This window comes from Aeromicrobium changchenzhani, assembly GCF_057586615.1.
Genome location: NZ_CM172480.1, coordinates 1,396,231 through 1,414,763, shown reverse-complemented (window position 1 = coordinate 1,414,763; position 18,533 = coordinate 1,396,231). Strand labels below are relative to the sequence as shown.

Genomic DNA, 18,533 nt, shown 5'->3' with positions numbered 1-18,533 from the left:
AACCGAATCAATCAATGAGTGGTAGGGCACGAACGCTGTGGAACTGTCGAGGCGAGCCATCGAATGGGTCAGTGAACGCGAGCTTGCCGGCGAGCAATTGCAGTGGCCGGCTGAAATCGTCGACCGCGATGTCCTGAACGCTCGGATAGAGCGGATCGTCAACGATGGGGATGCCCAGGCTGTGCAGGTGGACCCGCAATTGATGAGTACGGCCGGTGCGTGGCGTCAGCCGATAAACCCCATGCTCACCGCTTTGTGACTCCAGTTCGACTAGCGTCTCGGCGTTGACCGGTGCGTCCGGTACCACGTCGACCTGCCAGTTGCCGCGTCGTTTGACGATGTGATTGCGCACCACGACCGGTAGTTCTAACTCCGGTCGCAGCGACGCCAATGCCCAATAGGTCTTGCGGACTTCGCTGTCCTGGAACATCGTCTGATAAGCGCCGCGCCAGCGTCGTTCGGTTGCCAGCATCAGCAAACCAGACGTGACGCGGTCCAGCCGGTGCAGCGGCGACAACTCGGGCAGTCCCAGCTCATCACGCAGGCGTACGACGACGCTTTGCCGCACGTGCTGGCCACGCGGAATCGTTGAGAGAAAGGCCGGTTTGTCGACCACCACGAGGCGTTCGTCGCGATGAACGATATGGAGCTGGCCAGGTACCTCGACTTCGACGGGCAGATCGCGGTGAAACCAGATGAACGTGTGGGGCGTGTAGTGATCATCCTCAGCTACGGGCAGGCCGTTGTCGTAGACGAATCGCTCATCGGCAAGCAGTTGAGTCACATCAACCCGTTCGGGTAACCGGTGGCGGAGCCAGGCGCCCATCGTCGGCCACGGCTCCGGCCGGGGTCGGTCCCGATCCGGCGTACGCAACCAGGCTGCGCCGAGTCCGTGACGCGGCGGCAATGGCGAACGAGGAGGCACCCGTCGATGCTACGAGCACCCGCTGAGTCTGGGGGTACCACCCTGCACGAAGTGCTCGGGGGAACGTTTCGGCCCCAAAACGGTCGAATTTGGGGCCAAAACGTCGGGCTCACGGGGATGGTGGGGGTGGGCCGTTGGCGAGGAGCCCCTTGAAAGCTTCTTCGTTGAGGATCGTGACGCCGAGTTGTTCGGCTTTGTCCGCCTTGGATCCGGCCGACTCCCCCACCACGACATAGTCGGTCTTCTTCGACACCGAGCCCGAAGCCTTGCCGCCGTGGGCGATGATCGCCTCCTTGACCGAGTCGCGGGTGAAGTCGACCAACGAGCCGGTGACGACGATCGTGAGGCCTTCTAAAGTGCGTTCAATCGACTCGTCACGCTCATCCGTCATCCGCACGCCAGCCGCGTCCCACGCTACGACGATGGCATCGTGCCAATCGACGGTGAACCAGTCAACAACCGCCTCAGCGATCGTGCCGCCAACACCTTCGACCGCGGACAGTTCCTCGACCGATGCTGCGCGGATCGCGTCCATCGAGCCAAAGTGAGTCGCCAAGGCCCGTGCCGCTGTGGGTCCGACGTGCCGGATCGAGAGCGCGACGAGGACTCGCCACAGCGGTTGGACCTTCGCCTTCTCGAGGTTGTCGAGCAAAGCGATCCCATTGGCACTCAGCAACCGATCAGCTGAGCCCGCCTTGAGTTCGGCTGGCTTGGCGGCGCGCGTGTAGAGCGGGACCGTCATGAGATCCTCTGCAGTCAGCGCGAACAATCCGCCTTCGTCGACCAGCACTCCTGCATCGAGCAGCGCGGTCGCGCCCTCCCAGCCGAAGACCTCAATATCGAAGGCGCCGCGTCCACCGACATGGGTCAATCGTTCGCGCAGTTGAGACGGACAGGACCGCGTGTTGGGGCACCGAATGTCCTTGTCGCCCTCACGCGACGGCGCCAGGGTCGTGCCACAGGACGGGCAGTCGGTCGGCATGACGAACTCGCGTTCGGAACCATCGCGCAGCGCCACGACCGGTCCAACGATCTCCGGTATGACGTCGCCGGCCTTGCGGAGAACGACCATATCCCCGATCAAAACGCCTTTGCGTTTGACGTCATATTGATTGTGCAAGGTCGCCATCTCGACGGTCGAGCCAGCAACCCGGATGGGGTCCATGACGCCATAGGGAGTGACGCGCCCCGTGCGACCGACATTGACACGGATGTCGAGCAGTCGAGTGTTGACCTCTTCGGGTGGATATTTCCACGCAATTGCCCAGCGCGGCGCGCGTGATGTTGATCCGAGTCTGCGCTGGAGATCCACCCGGTCGACCTTGACCACGACGCCATCAATCTCATGGGCGACGCCATGACGGTGTTCGCCGTAGTAGTCGATGAACTCTTTGACCGCGGCGATATCGGGAACAACCTTGGCTCGATCACTCGTCGGCAGCCCCCAGGCTTTGAGCGCCGAATATGCCGCGGATTGACGAACCGGCTCGAAGCCTTCGCGATAGCCCAAGCCATGGCACACCATCGACAATGGGCGCGATGCCGTGACCGAGGAATCCTTCATTCGCAGCGTGCCGGCGGCGGCATTGCGTGGGTTGGAGAACGGCGTATTGCCTGATTCGGCCCAGGCCGTGTTGAACTCCTCGAACTCCTTGACTGGGAAGAACACCTCGCCGCGAATCTCAACATACGCCGGGATCGGATAGTCCTTTGCGGCACGGAGCCGGTGTGGGATGGCCCCAATCGTGCGAACGTTGTTGGTCACATCTTCGCCGACCCGGCCATCACCGCGAGTGACGCCGCGAGTGAGGATGCCGCCCGCATAGGTCAGCGAGATGGCAAGGCCGTCCACCTTGAGCTCACACAGAAAATCGGCCGTTTCAACGCCTTCGCGGCCAAGCCGCGCATGCCAAGCTTCAAGCTCCTCGAGGCTGAAAGCGTTGTCGAGGCTCAGCAGCCGTTCGCGATGTTCGTAGGACTCAAAAGTCGAGGACGCATAGCCACCGACGGTTTGGGTCGGCGAGTCCGGGATCCGAAGCTCGGGCGCCTGCTCCTCAAGCTGTTCAAGCTCGCGCATCAGGACGTCATATTCGGCATCGGATGCGGTCGGAGCGTCATCGACGTAATAACGCTGTCGATGATCCTCGATCGTCTCGGTTAGCTCCTTGTGCCGTTGCCGGAGTTTATCGTCAGTCATGCGACCTCATCCAGATCGGTAACGGGCATGCCGAGCCCGGTGGCGGCCGATGCCATGCTCCGGTCTCTCGTCACGATGGTCAGTCCATGCGCAGCGCACACTGCGAGATGTAGCGCCTCACCTGCTCGCAGTCCGGTTTCGGGATCGGCGCAGAACGTCGCTGCCAGTCGGAAATCCGCGATGCCGATGGCGAGAACTTCGGCTGCCTCATCGACATAACGATCAAATTGCGCGAGTGCGAGCAGCTGATCGTCACCGCTGAGTCGCGCGTGGCGGTTCTTTAGCGATAACGCGCTGGCAAACTCGGTGATGACCCATCCCGAGATGAAGCTGTCCGCCTGATGCGCCAGCAGCCACGTCCGCACGCGACGACGGCCGCTCTCGGGCGTCATGGCCGTCACGAGGACGCTGGTGTCAAGGTAAAACACTTAGTAACGTGCCTCAGCACGCATCGTGCGGATGAGATCGGCCGAGTCGACTTCGGGCGATGTCATCTGGGCATCCAGCGCATCGAACCACGCTAAATCGATCGGGATCTTGGGTTGGATCTTGGGCACGATGTCGGCGATTGGCTTGCCACGCCGAGTGATTTGCACACGCTCCCCCTTCTCGACAGCATCAAGCAACTCACTCAAGTGCGCTTTGGCCTCGGCAACGCTGACCGAACGCAACGGGTCTGCGTGAGCATCGACAGCCATACTTCCCTCCAGGTGATCGGCCTCCAGGTGATCGGCCTCCAGGTGATCGATCTCCAGGTGACCAACTACATAGTCATCATATCGGCATGGTCGGACACGAACAACGTGACAATCCTCGGCCCTCCCCCAATCCAGCCTCCCGACACGATAGAAACAGGTATGCACCCGATCACCGGACCGCGCCCGATCACCGCCAACGCGTGGGCAGTCGCGCTCGGGTTGTGGATTTTCATCGATTTGCAACGCGTCTGGGCACCGTCTCTGATCACAATTTTTGGCCAAGCCGCATCAACTCCAGCTGAGTTGATGGGTGCGTACGCACTCGGCTGCGTCGCGATCGCGCTGATCCCGCTGCTGCTGTTTCGTCAACGCCATACCCGCGTTGCTCTGTTGGGCGCGTTGACCATCATGGCCGCGACACGGGTCGCATTGCAGTTCACCGATGGCGGCGATCCGCAGTTGTGGATCGCTTCGCTCGGTATCGCCGCCGGGGTCACGTGGCTCGCGCTCGCCGCGCAGTCATACGGTCGTGATGTCGTGATCGGCGTCGCGGTTGGATTGGCAATATCGACAATCACCCACGCCGCGCTGGGAACGTGGGGTGCCATCTGGCGGCATGATGCCTGGGCCTACGCCTTGTTGGCCGTTCAACTCATCGGATTGTTGCTTGCGCATCGCCACAGCCAGGCGAGCAAGCCGCTCGGTGCCCGCGCATGTTGGCTGCTGTTCCCGCTCCTCCTGCTGACCGGGATCGCCTTCGCCAATGCCGGCCGCGCATCAGCGGTCGCCGGCGGCGTCGGACTCGTGGGTGTCAGCGTCGGCGCGATCCTCAGCATTTGGGCCGCAGGACTCGTAGTCCGACGCACCTCGGTGGCAATCGCGATGGTGGTCTTCATCATCGCCGCGGCGCTCGTGCTTGGCGTTGAAGTCACTGTCAACCAGGTGCCGGGGGTCAGCCCCAGATGGGTCTTGCCCGCGTATGTCTTCGGTTTGCCGGCCGCGACACATCTGCTCGCTGCCGCAGCCAGGGGCAAGCCCGGCTCATCGCTTCGAGTCGCTGGCGGCGCAGTCATCTGGGTTCTGCTGTTCTTTGCCTACTACGCAGGCTATGACCTCGGCTATCGCGCCGACAGCCTGATGGTGATCGTGGCCCTCATCATCGGCATCCTCGCTGCCTCGACCAATGGCGCAAGCCCACGCCGCCCCAGCTACTCACCGGCATTGCTCTCGTTCGCCGCCGTCGCGGCCGTTATCACCGCGTGGTTCGGACCAGGACTGACGACCGCGCCGATCAGTGCCAGCAGGGCGAGCAATCCCGCGACGCTCACATTCGCGACCTACAACCTGCGTATGGGTTATGGCATGAATGGTCGGTTTGACCCGCGCGGCGTGGCTCAAGCCCTGCGGGGCGCCGATGTGATCGTACTGAGCGAGATCGATCGCGGCTGGCTACTCAACGGCGGTCAGGATCAGTTGCGCATCCTTGCTCAACTGCTCGACATGCACATGGCATTCGGACCTGCCGCCGACCCAGTCTGGGGTGATGCGATCCTTTCGCGCCACAAACTCAACGACATACGTGGACAAGCATTCGAGCGCTATGGCGCTGTGACCGGGGCCGAGGTGCTGTCCGCGACGATCAACGTCGGCGATAAGAAGATCGCGATCATTTCGACCCATCTGCAGCCTGGCAACGCAAAGACCAACGGCACGGTGCAGCAAGCGAAGGAATTGGCCAAGATCATGCGGGCCAGGGCCGCCGGCCACGACGGCGCCGTAATGGGTGGTGATCTCAACACGACGCCGGCAAGCGCAGCATGGACAGAACTGCTGACTAGTGGCTACGTCGACGCGCTCGCTAGCGATCGACCGATGTTGACATCGCCCGCCGATCATCCGGTCGAGTCGATCGATCACGTGTTCGTGACACCCGGGTTGGGCGTGCGGAAGGCGTATACAAAAAAGACCGAACACTCCGATCATCTGCCGGTCTTTGCTGAGCTTCGGGTCAGCGATTAGTTGTGCTCGAAAGCCGCAGCGGTCGTACGACTGAGGCCAAGTGCGCGCCGTGCCCAAACCGGTGATGCACCGGCAAGCCCGCACGTTGGTGTGACCGTAAGCCGGGAGGCATAAGTTTCGACCGGGAATCCCAACCGGTCGAAGAATCGTTGGATGCGTTCGACCAGCGCCCGGTCACTGCAGTCAGCGCCGTCAACATCGGTCGCTGGGACAGCCCCGGGCCAGAGGTCGAGCCCCGCGTCGAAGGCCTCGGCCCATACGTCGTCCGGTGTTGCAAGGGCGAGATCAAAACTCAGCGCATCGAAACCGGCGCCGCCGATGAGTGCGACGGGAACCCCGGGCGCACAACTGTGAAGGGCGGCACGCGCGCCCGAGTCGTGCGCTGCCTCGACGAATTGTCGCAGTGTCGCGTCAACCTCTGGCTCGCCGATCGCGCGATGTCGGCCCCAGCCGCTGGCGGTCGGGATCTGCGCGGCGAGAACCGCCGGCAACAACGGTTCATCAAGTTGCAGGATCCATGTGGCATGCGGAACCCGGCGGACCAGATCGGTCAGGCGTTCGCGAATGCCTTCGACCAACGATTGGGCGAGCTCGCGACGACCCCCGTGATCGGCAAGTATGACATCACCGCGCGGCCGTTCAACCGAAGCCGCCAGCGTCCACGGGCCGACGATCTGGACTTTCACGACGCCATCGAAGCCATCGAGGAATTCCTCGACGGTGTCGAGATCTTGGGCCAGCAGCGAGCGTGCACGACGCTGATCGGACCCCGATCCGCCCCCGGTGAGTCGCCAACCCGACGGCTGTAGATCAGCGCCGAGTTCGGCAAGCATTCCAGCGCCGCGACCGATCATCGCCGCGTGGACGCCTCGTCCAGGGAGTTCGGGGATCGCGAACAGATCAGGAGTCTCGCCCAGCACGATGCGGACTGTTTCGGCATAGTCCTCGCCGGGCATCGAACCGACGCCGGCAGCGACGCCAGCACCGCCGCCAATGCTCAACGAGATGCTTCGCTGAGCCGCGCGGTCTTGGCAATCGTTGACGCTCCGACGACTCGTGTGCCGGCATAGATGACGCAGGCCTGCCCCGGTGCGATGCCGCTGGCTGGATCGTGCAGATCAACCAATACGTCGGAGCCGGAAACCGTAACTGTGGCTCGGTGTTCACCGCCATGAGCGCGCAATTGAACCGTGCATTCGAGCGGCTCGCTCGGCACCGCACCGCACCACAGCGGCTTGATGCATTCGAGTCGATCGACATCAAGTTTTTCGCGCGGCCCAACCGTCACTGTGCCACTGACCGGCTCGATGTCGAGCACGAAGCGTGGTTTGCCGTCATCGGCCGGGACGCCAAGTTTTAGGCCGCGTCGCTGGCCGATCGTGAACGCATAGGCACCGTCATGATCGCCCACAACAGCGCCGTCCTCATCGACGATCGGTCCTGGTTTGGCGCCAAGCTTCTCCTGCAACCAGCCGGCGTTGTCGCCATCGGAGATGAAGCAGATGTCATAGCTATCGGGCTTCTGCGCCACGGCCAGATCGCGCTTGGCGGCCTCAGCTCGTACGACATCCTTGACGGTGTCACCCAGCGGGAACAACGAATGCGCCAATTGCTCCTGAGTCAAAACGCCCAGGACATAGGACTGGTCCTTGCCCATGTCGATGGCCCGGTGCATTTCGATCACGCCGTCAGCATCGGTGCGCAATTGTGCGTAATGTCCCGTCGCAACCGCATCGAAGCCGAGCGCAAGCGCGCGATCCAATACGGCGGCAAACTTGATCTTCTCGTTGCAGCGCAGGCACGGATTAGGGGTACGGCCAGCGGCATATTCGGCGATGAAGTCCTCGACAACCTCTTCGGCGAATTCATCGCTCATGTCCCACACATAGAACGGAATGCCCAGCACATCGGCGGCCCGGCGAGCATCATTGGAATCCTCGATCGAGCAGCAACCGCGAGCACCCGTGCGGTAGGACTTTGGGTTGCGGCTGAGCGCAAGATGAATCCCGGTGACGTCGTGGCCGGCGTCGACCGCTCGCGCGGCCGCAACCGCCGAATCGACCCCGCCGGACATTGCGGCAATGACCCTCATGAGCCGCTCCTTACAAGATTGGCGGCATGCGCGCGCTGATAGACCGAGGGAAGAGCGGCTAGCAGGCGATCGATGTCCGCGTTGGTGGTCGTATGGCCAAGACTGAAACGTAATGAACCGCGGGCCGCAATTTCGCCATAACCCATCGCAAGGAGCACATGGCTGGGTTGTGGCACCCCTGCATTGCAGGCCGATCCGGTCGAGCATTCGACCCCCTGCGCATCGAGCAGCATCAGCATTGCATCCCCTTCGCAACCGGGAAACGTGATGTGCGCGATGTTCGGCAGGCGGTGATCGGGACCGGGTTCGGGATCGCCGTTGACGATCGCTGACGGAACCAAGGCACATACGCCCTCAACCAAACGCTGGCGCAGCGCCTCGACGCGAGCCACCGTCGCACTCTGGCGGTCGGTGCTGAGCTCGACCGCTTTGGCAAAGGCAGCGATTAACGCGGCACTGATCGTGCCGGACCGCACATCGCGTTCCTGACCGCCGCCATGGAGCAGCGGCGTCGGCTTGAGTTCACGGCGGATCAACAGCGCGCCGATCCCGACCGGACCGCCAAGTTTGTGTGCGGTGACCGTCATGGCGTCGAGTTCTGAACCAGCAAAATCGAGTGGCAGATAACCAGCGGCCTGAACCGCATCGCTGTGCACTGGAATGCCGTACTGCTGCGCGATCTGGACGACCTCGTCGATCGGTTGTACGGTGCCCATCTCGTTATTGGCCCACATCGTGGTGATCGCAGCGACGCTGGCCGGATCGCTCTCCACACAGGAGCGAAGCTCGTCGATAATGATGCGGCCATATTCGTCGACCGGGGTCACCGAGACGTCGGCACCCTCGTGTTTGGCCAACCAGGTGGCCGGATCGAGCAATGCATGATGTTCAATCGCGCTGAAAACAACACGATTACGCGCAGGATCGGCCTCACGCCGAGACCAGAAGAGTCCTTTAACCGCAAGGTTATTGGCCTCGGTGCCACCGGAAACGAAGACAACCTCGCTCGGGCGGGCACCGAAACGATCGGCGATTAGTTCGCGCGACTCTTCGACCGTACGGCGGGCGATGCGACCGGAGGCGTGCAGCGACGAGGCGTTGCCGACGCGGGCAAGTTGTTCGGCCATCGTCGCAATCGCCTCGGGCAGCATTGGCGTCGTGGCCGCATGGTCGAGGTAAACGGTATCTGTCGGGGTGTCCATCGCTCCTCTAGAGTAGTCGCTCATTCAACCAGCCCAATTCGCCGGGAACGAGCCCATCCCGGTTGACCTCGCCCGGCGGACGAAATGGCAAGTTTAGTCGCGGTCAACCCAACCTAATGCGGTGGCAGCAATACCGGTCAAGTTGCTGGACTTTCTTTCTGTCCCGGCGGTGGCATACGTTGAAGGTTGTCGCGCGCAACCACCCTCCGCTCGCGGTGAGGAGTTCAGGCCAACCCATGCTGCCATCGTCAGTCGTCCGATCGCCTTCTCCCGATGCCAAGGCCCGGACCAGCGCATCACTGTGGCGATTACGCGGCTACCTACGTCCATACACATGGCATCTGATCACCATGCTGGCTGCCGCCCTAGCCGCGGTCGTCGTGAGCCTCACCATCCCGCTGATTATCCGTGCGATGGTCGACGGCCCGATCCACGATCATAATTCCGGCGGCATCCTCAAACTCGGCCTGCTGACCCTCGGACTGGGCGTTATCGAAGCGCTCCTCATCTTCGTACGTCGCTGGGTCCAAGCGCCGGCGGTGATGGGCATGGAGGCCACCCTGCGTGGCGACCTCTACCAACATCTCAATGCACTGCCGATGGAATTTCACACGCGTTGGCAATCGGGTCAACTGTTGTCGCGCGTCACCAGCGATTTGTCCACCATCCGCCGGTTCTCCGGATTCGGCCTGATTTTCTTGATCACCAACGTCATACAACTCATCCTCACCATCGTTCTGCTGTTGAACCTGTATTGGCCGCTGGGCTTGGTGGTCATCATCGCGGCCGCGCCGATCATCTACACCTCGATGCATTTCGAGAAGCGATATGTGGTGATCTCCCGGCGGGTTCAGGATCAGCGCGGCGACATCGCAACGCAGGTCGAAGAGTCGGCGCTCGGCATTCGCAACATCAAGAGTTTCGGTCGCAGCCGCTATGCCTTCGATAAGTTCGACACCCGCGCCAAGCGGCTGTATGACTCGGAGATGGAGCAGGTGACGTTGGCTGCGCGGTTCTGGACTTTTTTGGAGGTGCTGCCCAATCTGGCGCTTGTTCTCGTCCTGCTTATCGGCGCTATGGCGGTCGGCAATGACGTATTAAGTCTCGGCACCCTTGTCGCGTTCGTGACGCTCATGCTGAGTCTGATCTGGCCGGTAGAGTCGCTAGGCGTAATTCTTGCGATGATGCAGGAATCCATGACCGCCGCCGACCGGGTGCTAGAAATCCTCGACACCAAACCAAGCATCATCGGTGGTGATGCGGTCGTGACTGAGCCACACGGCCGTGTTCGGCTGGAGGGGTCAGTTTCACCTTCCCCGATGCCGACGAACCAGTCCTGCACGACCTCAACCTCGACATCACGCCAGGTGAGACCATTGCGATCGTCGGGGCCACCGGTTCGGGAAAATCGACCCTGACCGACCTCATCCCGCGATTGCGCGATGTCACCGCCGGTCGGATTCTGCTCGATGGCATCGACATCCGCGATCTGACCGTCGAATCGCTCCGATCGATGGTGGCAACCGCATTTGAAGAACCCACCCTGTTCAGCATGAGTGCACGCGAGAACATTGCGCTCGGTCGCCCCGACGCAACCGATGCGGAGATCCGCGCAGGTCTCGAAATCGCGCAGGCATTGTTTCTCTATGACCTGCCATGGGGTCTCGACACTCGCATCGGCGAGCAAGGCATGTCGTTATCTGGCGGGCAGCGCCAACGGCTCGCACTTGCTCGTGCCATCGTCGCCGAGCCACACGTGCTGATCCTCGACGACACTTTGTCGGCGCTCGACATCCATACCGAGGCGCTCGTCGAGGAGTCATTGCGAACCGTTTTGGCCACGACAACGTCGATTGTGGTTGCGCACCGCGCCTCGACCGTGCAGCTCGCCGACCGGGTGGCGCTCCTGCAGAACGGCACAATTACCCACCTGGGTCTGCACGCAGAACTCATGGACTCGGTACCCGCCTACCGCGAATTGTTGGCCGCCGATTCGCCCGACTCAGTGACAACCCCATGAGCCCGACCAACTGGCGAGGTGTCGCTGCCGAGGACATAGATGACGTATCGGACAACGCCTCATTGCTCCTTCGTGACCGTTCTCGGCGACTGCTCGGCTCGCTGTTGCGTCCGCATAAGAAGGCGCTGCTGATTGTCCTAGTCGTCGTGCTCATCGAGAATGCCGCGCGACTCGCGATTCCCTATCTGGTCAAGGAGGGCATCGATTCGGGTATCCCACCGATCCGCCGCGGTGACGGCAACAACGTGTTATTGACCATCGTCGCCGTCGTCGTCCTGATCGTTGCAATTCAGGCCGTAAGCCGGCTGGCGTTCCTGATCCTGTCCGGGCGAATCGGCCAGCAGACCTTACTCGAACTACGACGCCGGGTGTTCAAGCATTTCCAGACACTGACCCCAGCATTTCACGACCGTTACACCTCGGGCCGGGTGATCTCGCGTTCGACCTCGGACGTCGATGCGATCCAGGAAATGCTCGACAACGGCTTCGACGGGCTCATCACAGCAGCCCTTACGCTGTTCGGCACCGCCGCGCTATTGCTCTTTCTCGATGTCGAACTCGGACTGATCGCGCTGCTGTCGTTCCCGTTCTTATATTTGATCACTCGCTGGTTCCGCACTCGATCGGCGACCTACTATCGCCGTACGCGTACCACCATCGCCGCGTTGATCGTGCAGTTCGTTGAGTCGATGACCGGTATCAAAGCGGTCCAGGCCTTTCGCCGCGAACCGCGCAATGAGACGATTTTCGCCGAGGTGAACGACGACAATCGTGATGCCAATGAGGACGCGTGGCGGCTGATCGGTCTGTTCATGCCGGGCATCAAATTGATCGGCAACATCACCATCGCCATCGTTCTACTGGTCGGCTCCTATCGCGCCTACCGTGGTGAAGTGACAATCGGTGTACTCACCGCATTCCTGATCTATCTGCGCCAGTTCTTCGAACCGATGATGGACATCAGCCAGTTTTACAACACCTTCCAATCGGCGAGCGCCGCGTTGGAAAAGCTGTCCGGAGTGCTGGAGGAAGAAGCAGAAATCCGCGATCCGGAGTCACCGGTCGCGCTGGGCGACGCGCACGGCAAATTGACCCTGGATTCAGTCACATTTCAGTACGTCGCTGAACGGCCGATCGTCAGCAACCTCGACCTTGAAGTGCCGGCTGGTCAGACGTTGGCGCTGGTCGGCACAACCGGCGCGGGCAAGACCACCATCGCCAAGCTGGTCGCACGTTTCTATGACCCGAATTCCGGACGCATCCTCCTCGACGGAGTCGACCTGCGCGATCTCGACGATGCGACCCTTCGTCACAACATCGTCATGGTCACTCAGGAAAACTTCTTATTCGCCGGTTCGATCGCCGACAACATACGATTCGGCCGCCCCGATGCTGATGATGATGAGATTCGCGCGGCGGCCGAGGCCATCGGCGCAGCCACGTTCATCAATGCCCTGCCGCAAGGATTTGCCACCCAAGTGGAGAGCCGCGGCGGGCGTCTCTCGGCCGGCCAGCGTCAGCTCGTCGCGTTCGCGCGCGCGTTCCTCGCCGACCCCGCCGTACTAATCCTTGACGAAGCAACCTCATCACTCGATGTGCCAAGCGAACGTCTCGTGCAGCGGGCCCTACGCACGATCCTCACCGAACGAACCGCGATCATCATCGCGCATCGTCTGACCACCGTCGAGATTGCCGACCGGGTGCTGGTGTTGGAACACGGGCAGATCGTGGAGGACGGCACTCCCACCGAACTCATCGCAAGCGGAGCCGGACGTTATGCCAAGTTGCACGACGCTTGGCTCGCATCGCTGGTTTAAACCGTTTGCGCGGGACGGAGCGGTTCAGCCGCCGATTGTCAGCACCCGAGCGACCGCGCTGGCGAGTTCGGCCGCCGCAGTGTCGAGGTCATCGTCGCTCATGTCCCGACCAAAGGTGAAGCGCACCGCGGTCTGTGCGACGGGGCCTTCGAAGCCCATCGCGGTGAGTACGTGGGACGGTTCGTCGCTGCCGGCTGCACATGCCGAGCCGCTGGAGCAGACGATTCCGCGCGCCTCGAGCTCTAACAAAATTGCCTCGCCGCTCGTGCCGGGAAACACGAATGACGCACTCCCTGGCAGCCGTTCGGTCGGGTGACCGCTCAGCAATGCGCCCGGAACTGCGGCCAAAATCTGAGCGATGAACTGATCCCGGCGGTCGATGACGTCCGTTGCAGGCGTTCCGGTCAGGCCGAATGCCGCCGCCATACCGACCGCCGCGGCCACATTCTCGGTGCCAGATCGACGCCCGCGCTCTTGCCCACCGCCGTGAATAAGCGGCTCGAATGGCGTGCGCCGAGCGACATACAGGACACCGATGCCCTTGGGGGCGCCGAGCTTGTGGCCCGAAATGCTCATTGCCTGCACGCCGAGCGCAGTCACATCGAGATCAAGCCAGCCCGCGGCCTGGACGGCGTCGGTATGAAATGGGACACCGCGAGTTTGTGCAAGGGCTGCAAGTTCGGCGATCGGTTGGATCGTGCCGACCTCATTATTGGCGTACTGGATGCTGACCACGGTCGTGTCGTCACGGAGCGCTGCGGCCAGATCAGCCGGCGCAACTCGCCCAAACTCATCGACCCCAAGAATCGTCACCTCGAAGCCGAGCCGGCCGAGGAAAGCAACCGATTCGAGCACCGCCGGATGTTCGATCGAGGCGGTGATGATGTGCCGTCCACGCGGATCGGCCAACGCGATGCCCTTGATCGCGGCGTTGTCGGCTTCGGTGCCGCCGGACGTGAAGATTATCTCGCCGGGTTTGGCGCCGAGTTTGCGCGCGACATCAGCACGAGCCCGATCGAGCGCGCGCTTGGCCGACTCCCCCACCTCGTGATGGCTCGACGGATTGCCAAACTCCGGGCCGAGGTAAGGCCACATCTGTTCCAACACATCACGGCGCAGCGGCGTGGTGGCAGCCGCATCGAGGTAGATCATCGGATCGAGATATCGAGCCCCAGGTCGAGCGAGCGCACACTGTGGGTGAGCGCGCCAACCGAGATGACATCGACGCCGGTCTTGGCGACGTCGGCAAGGGTGTCGAGGGTGATGCCTCCGCTGGCCTCGACGATGGCCTGATCGCCGATGAGTTCGACGCCCTTTCGCAGGTCTTCAAGACTGAAATTGTCCAGCATGATCGTGTCGACACCGGCAGCAAGGACCGCATCCAGTTGTTCGAGCCGATCGACCTCGACTTCGATCGACGTGGTGTGCGGTAGATCTTTGCGGGCCTGTTTCAATGCCGCAGTCAGATCGTCAATCATGGCGAGGTGATTGTCCTTGGCCATCACCGCGTCCGACAACGAGTAGCGATGATTATGGCCGCCACCCGCGCGTACGGCTGCGCGTTCGAGTGCCCGAAGCCCCGGCGTTGTCTTGCGCGTGTCGACGACCCGCGCTTTGGTGCCTGCGACCGCGGCAACGTAGACCGCCGTCAGGGTTGCGATGCCGGTCATGCGTTGTACGAGGTTGAGCGCCACGCGCTCCGCACGAAGCACGCTCCGGGCAGCACCCTCGACGCTCGCCAGCACCGCGCCGGTCTTGAAAAGGCTGCCGTCGGCAACGTGAATCGTCACCGTAACGTTTGAGTCGAGTGCGGTCATCGCGGCGGCAAAAACGTCGCCGCCGCTGAACACTCCGGGCTCACGCGCAACTAAGTCGGCCACCGCAACTGCTGATTCGGGTACGAGCGTCTCGGACGTGATGTCGCCCCACGGGGCGTCCTCGTCCAATGCCATGCGGACCACGCGGTCAATTTGTTCGGGGCCGAGCAAGCTCATACATTGCCTTTCGTACGTGCGGTCGCCGCGGAATGCCGCGCGAGCTGTTCAATCGAAACAGGGAAGTCAGCGCGGTAGTGACCACCGCGAGATTCTTCACGTGCTTCGGCCATCGCGACCACTGCGCGCGCGACGATCAACAAATTAGCGTCCTCGGCCGACTTGGCATCAGTGACGGCCGCAGCCGACCAGCGTGCGAGACAGGACATCGCCGAGCGCATATCCTCCCGGCTGCGAGTCAGTCCGACCGCATGCCACATCAGTGTCTGCAAGTCATCGCGGGTGAAATTATCGGCGCCGGGTGCATCGTCGAGATCGAGTGCGGCCGAGTCTGACCAATCGGCGTCCCATTCCTCGGCCGGTGGCGGATCCGCCAGTGCCGCGATGCAGCGGGTGGCGTAGACCGCGCCCTCGAGGAGTGAGTTGGAGGCGAGCCGGTTGGCACCGTGTAGTCCGTTGCAGGCAGCTTCACCGACGGCATATAAGCCAGGAATCGAGGTTCGGCCCCACTGATCGGTGCGAATGCCACCCATCCAATAATGCGCGGCTGGCGTGACCGGAACCGGGTCATAGCCCCAATCAAATCCTTGCGCACGGCACGCCGCATCAATATTAGGGAAGCGCTTCGCAAGAAACTCAGCGCCGAGCCCGGTCGCATCTAGCCGCACCGGTATGCCCGGCTGCTTGACCATTTGCGCGGCGATGCCACGAGCAACAACATCGCGTGGGGCGAGTTCGGCATCGGGATGAATGGCCTGCATGAAGCGCCCGCCATCCTTATCGATCAGCACCGCGCCCTCACCGCGTACAGCCTCGGAAATCAGGAAATTGCCCGGGGCTTCGAGCGAGGTCGGATGGAATTGATAGAACTCGAGATCGGCAACGATCGCACCAGCGCGCAACGCGATCGCGACCCCGTCACCGGTCGCAACCTCCGGATTGGTCGTGTAAGGGAACAATTGGCCAGCACCACCGGTCGCCAAAATGATCACGTCGGCACGGAGTTCCCCACCCCCGAGGAGTCTGGCCCCGACCACCCGGCCAGCTTCGACAATCACATCGATCGCAGTCGTCGACTCACGGACCGTGACCGCACTTGCCTTGAGCTGATCAATCAGCGCGTAAGCGATGCCCGCGCCGGTCGCATCGCCACCGGCATGCAAAATGCGTGCATGCGAGTGGGCGGCTTCAAGCCCATGCGCCAGGTGACCGTCGACCTGGTCGAATTTGACGCCGCGATCAATCAACTCATCAATTGCGGCCGGGCCTTCCTCGCACAAGACCTGAACTGTGTCGGCATCGCTGAGACCTGCGCCCGCGATCAGCGTGTCAGCTACATGAGACTCAACACTGTCGTCGTCGGTCGTCACGACGGCAACGCCACCCTGGGCATAGCGGGTATTGCTCTGCGACAGATCAGACTTGGTCAACAAGGTGACGTCGTGGGAGTCGACCGCCTCGAGTGCTGCCGTCATACCGGCCACTCCGCTGCCGATGACAAGGATGCGCATGATCGTTCCTTACTTCGGCTTGGCTGCGAGCATGCGCTCGAGCGCGATCTTGGCGTCTTGGGCGATCTCCGGCTCGACCGTAATCTGGTTGAGCACCGTGCCCTCAACGAGCCCCTCGAGCGTCCAGGCGAGATAGCCCGGATGGATGCGGTACATCGTCGAGCACGGGCAGACCACCGGGTCGAGGCAGAAAACCGTTTTGTCGGGGTGCTCCGCTTGGAGCCGATTGACCATATTGATTTCGGTGCCAATCGCGAGAACTGCGCCGGGCTCAGCCTCTTCGACCGCTTTGAGGATGTATGCCGTCGAACCAGATTCATCGGCCGCATCAACCACGGGTGCGGGGCATTCGGGGTGGACAACCACGCTTATGCCCGGGTAGTCGACGCGCGCCTTCTCGATCTGGGCAACAGTGAAGCGTTTGTGCACCGAGCAGAAGCCATGCCACAGAATCACCTTGGCGGCTTGAAGTTCGGTCTCGGTGTTGCCGCCGAGTGGCTTGTTTGAGTTCCACATCGGCATCTGCTCGACCGGGATACCCATTGCCTTGGCGGTGTTTCGGCCGAGGTGTTGATCGGGGAAGAACAACACCCGCTGACCGCGCTCGAAGGCCCATTCCAGCACGGTCGCTGCGTTGGAAGACGTGCATACGATGCCACCGTTACGACCACAGAATGCTTTGAGTGCAGCCGAGGAATTCATGTAAGTCACCGGAATGACCGGCTGTTTGCCGTTCGCATCGGGTGCGGTGCCGTAGAGCTCGGACAGCTCCTCCCAACAGGCCTCAACTGACTCCTCATCAGCCATGTCGGCCATTGAGCAGCCAGCGGCCAGGTTGGGAAGGATCACAGACTGGTCGGCCGTAGTGAGAATGTCAGCGGTTTCGGCCATGAAATGCACACCGCAGAAGACAATTGTTTCGGCGTCCGGCCGGGTTAGTGCGGCATTTGCGAGCTGAAAGGAGTCGCCGAGGAAGTCGGCATACTGCACAATTTCGTCGCGTTGGTAGTAGTGGCTGAGGATGAGGAGTTTGTCGCCAAGCTTTGCCTTGGCCGCAAGAATGCGGGCATGTAAGTCTTCCGGCGCCGCTTTTTGATATTCGACCGGCAGCTGGCCATGTCGAATGATCGGATCGGGGATCACATCATCCTGCGATGATCCCGGTCCATAACCCGGCATGTCATCGAACTCCCATGGCGCTTCGACCAGACGGGGGTTGCAGGTCGCGGCGGGCTCGGCGGCGACGCGTTCGTCGATTGATGTCATCGGTGCTCCTGATTGCGGATGAGCGGGCCTTGATCGGCCAGTTGATTGGTGTTGTTGTAGCGATAAAGCCGAGGCGGGCGGTGGCTGGTGCCGGTCACGCGGTGGCCGGTTGCCTCGATCGTCTTGGCAGTGAGGATTTGGCGGCGAAAATTGGCCGGATCGAGCGGTTTGCGCAGCACGGCCTCGTAGACCTCGCGCAGTTCGGTAAGAGTGAAAGTCTCACCAAGAAACGCGTGCGCGATCCGGCTGTATTCCATTTTGTTGCGCAGCCGCCACAGCGCATAGTCGACAATCGTGTTGTGATCAAAGGCCAACTCGGGCAATGCGTCGGCAGGAAACCAGCGAATGTTCTCATCCTCATTCGTACGCGAGGCCTCCCCCGGCTGGACAAGTGCCCAGTAGACGATTGAGACGACTCGATCCGGTGAGCGATCGATCGCGCCGAAGGCATAGAGCTGTTCGAGATATTTGGGGGCCAGGCCGGTCGTGTCCTGCAGCGTATGATTGGCCGATTCGGCAAGCTCCTCACCTGCGATCAGGGGTCCCCCGGGTAGCGCCCAGCGGCCCTCATATGGCTCGCGGATGCGCCGCACAAGCGGCAACCAGAGGGTCATCAAAGCGCTGGCAGGATCGGGGCGCAGCGCGAAAATCACCGTGGATACGGCTAGCGACACTTCGGTCTCGATCTGAGTCGGCATGACGCCTCCTACCTTAGGGTTGACTCGACTCTAACCCCTGCTTAGGGTCAGATCAACCCTAAGTAACAAAATTCTCAAATTTTGTTATTTAGTC

General features: G+C 61.8%; 16 protein-coding genes. 4 read left to right on the top strand and 12 right to left on the bottom strand.

The annotated features are described in order from the left end of the window. Positions 1-7: 7 nt before the first annotated feature. From AC2YB9_RS07165 to AC2YB9_RS07150, 4 genes are all read right to left on the bottom strand, one after another. Positions 8-826, bottom strand: coding sequence for a pseudouridine synthase (locus tag AC2YB9_RS07165; RefSeq protein ID WP_487268576.1), 819 nt, complete (start codon positions 824-826; stop codon positions 8-10). A gap of 208 nt (positions 827-1,034) precedes the next feature. Further along, entirely contained in the window at positions 1,035-3,122 is a 2,088-nt protein-coding gene (gene ligA / locus AC2YB9_RS07160) for an NAD-dependent DNA ligase LigA (RefSeq protein WP_487268087.1), read from the bottom strand. Further along, on the bottom strand, positions 3,119-3,550 hold the full coding sequence (locus AC2YB9_RS07155; RefSeq protein ID WP_487268085.1) for a type II toxin-antitoxin system VapC family toxin: 432 nt from the start codon (positions 3,548-3,550) through the stop codon (positions 3,119-3,121). Before AC2YB9_RS07155 ends, ligA begins: the two co-directional genes overlap by 4 nt. After that, positions 3,551-3,820 (bottom strand): type II toxin-antitoxin system Phd/YefM family antitoxin, encoded by a 270-nt coding sequence (locus AC2YB9_RS07150; protein WP_487268083.1) that lies wholly within the window; start codon positions 3,818-3,820, stop codon positions 3,551-3,553. Here AC2YB9_RS07150 and AC2YB9_RS07145 point away from each other — a divergent pair. Next, positions 3,803-5,839 (top strand): endonuclease/exonuclease/phosphatase family protein, encoded by a 2,037-nt coding sequence (locus AC2YB9_RS07145; protein WP_487268081.1) that lies wholly within the window; start codon positions 3,803-3,805, stop codon positions 5,837-5,839. The two genes, AC2YB9_RS07150 and AC2YB9_RS07145, sit on opposite strands and share 18 nt — an antisense overlap. Here AC2YB9_RS07145 and AC2YB9_RS07140 read toward each other — a convergent pair. From AC2YB9_RS07140 to AC2YB9_RS07130, 3 genes are read right to left on the bottom strand one after another with little or no spacing between them, the layout of a single operon-like run. Beyond that, positions 5,836-6,840, bottom strand: coding sequence for a uroporphyrinogen decarboxylase/cobalamine-independent methonine synthase family protein (locus AC2YB9_RS07140; RefSeq protein ID WP_487268079.1), 1,005 nt, complete (start codon positions 6,838-6,840; stop codon positions 5,836-5,838). The genes AC2YB9_RS07145 and AC2YB9_RS07140 overlap by 4 nt on opposite strands. Continuing rightward, positions 6,837-7,931, bottom strand: a complete 1,095-nt coding sequence (gene mnmA / locus AC2YB9_RS07135; protein WP_487268078.1) for a tRNA 2-thiouridine(34) synthase MnmA — start codon at positions 7,929-7,931, stop codon at positions 6,837-6,839. The genes AC2YB9_RS07140 and mnmA overlap by 4 nt, the downstream gene beginning before the upstream one ends. Next, positions 7,928-9,133 carry a cysteine desulfurase family protein gene (locus AC2YB9_RS07130; protein ID WP_487268077.1) on the bottom strand — a complete coding sequence of 402 codons (1,206 nt, stop codon included), beginning with the start codon at positions 9,131-9,133 and terminating at the stop codon, positions 7,928-7,930. The genes mnmA and AC2YB9_RS07130 overlap by 4 nt, the downstream gene beginning before the upstream one ends. Before the next feature lie 236 nt (positions 9,134-9,369). Between AC2YB9_RS07130 and AC2YB9_RS07125 the strand changes: the two genes are divergently transcribed. Genes AC2YB9_RS07125 through AC2YB9_RS07115 form a run of 3 tightly spaced genes read left to right on the top strand, consistent with a single transcriptional unit; the run spans position 9,370 to position 12,970 of the window. Then, positions 9,370-10,551: an ABC transporter transmembrane domain-containing protein gene (locus tag AC2YB9_RS07125; RefSeq protein WP_487268076.1), complete on the top strand. Its 1,182-nt coding sequence runs from the start codon at positions 9,370-9,372 to the stop codon at positions 10,549-10,551. Next, positions 10,470-11,153, top strand: coding sequence for an ABC transporter ATP-binding protein (locus AC2YB9_RS07120; RefSeq protein WP_487268575.1), 684 nt, complete (start codon positions 10,470-10,472; stop codon positions 11,151-11,153). Before AC2YB9_RS07125 ends, AC2YB9_RS07120 begins: the two co-directional genes overlap by 82 nt. Further along, complete coding sequence (locus AC2YB9_RS07115; RefSeq protein ID WP_487268075.1) at positions 11,150-12,970, top strand: ABC transporter ATP-binding protein; 1,821 nt, start codon at positions 11,150-11,152, stop codon at positions 12,968-12,970. The genes AC2YB9_RS07120 and AC2YB9_RS07115 overlap by 4 nt, the downstream gene beginning before the upstream one ends. Positions 12,971-12,994: 24 nt before the next feature. Here the strand turns inward: AC2YB9_RS07115 and AC2YB9_RS07110 are convergent, their stop codons facing one another. The 5 genes from AC2YB9_RS07110 to AC2YB9_RS07090 are packed head-to-tail and all read right to left on the bottom strand — an operon-like array spanning position 12,995 to position 18,439. Continuing rightward, a complete protein-coding gene (locus AC2YB9_RS07110) occupies positions 12,995-14,122 on the bottom strand; it encodes a cysteine desulfurase family protein (RefSeq protein ID WP_487268073.1) in 1,128 nt (375 codons plus the stop codon). Continuing rightward, on the bottom strand, positions 14,119-14,964 hold the full coding sequence (nadC, locus tag AC2YB9_RS07105) for a carboxylating nicotinate-nucleotide diphosphorylase (RefSeq protein WP_487268071.1): 846 nt from the start codon (positions 14,962-14,964) through the stop codon (positions 14,119-14,121). The genes AC2YB9_RS07110 and nadC overlap by 4 nt, the downstream gene beginning before the upstream one ends. Next, a complete protein-coding gene (gene nadB, locus AC2YB9_RS07100) occupies positions 14,961-16,475 on the bottom strand; it encodes an L-aspartate oxidase (protein ID WP_487268069.1) in 1,515 nt (504 codons plus the stop codon). The genes nadC and nadB overlap by 4 nt, the downstream gene beginning before the upstream one ends. A 9-nt stretch (positions 16,476-16,484) precedes the next feature. Continuing rightward, positions 16,485-17,741, bottom strand: a complete 1,257-nt coding sequence (gene nadA / locus AC2YB9_RS07095; protein WP_487268068.1) for a quinolinate synthase NadA — start codon at positions 17,739-17,741, stop codon at positions 16,485-16,487. Further along, positions 17,738-18,439 (bottom strand): NUDIX hydrolase, encoded by a 702-nt coding sequence (locus tag AC2YB9_RS07090; protein ID WP_487268067.1) that lies wholly within the window; start codon positions 18,437-18,439, stop codon positions 17,738-17,740. Before AC2YB9_RS07090 ends, nadA begins: the two co-directional genes overlap by 4 nt. Between the last annotated feature and the right edge of the window lie 94 nt (positions 18,440-18,533).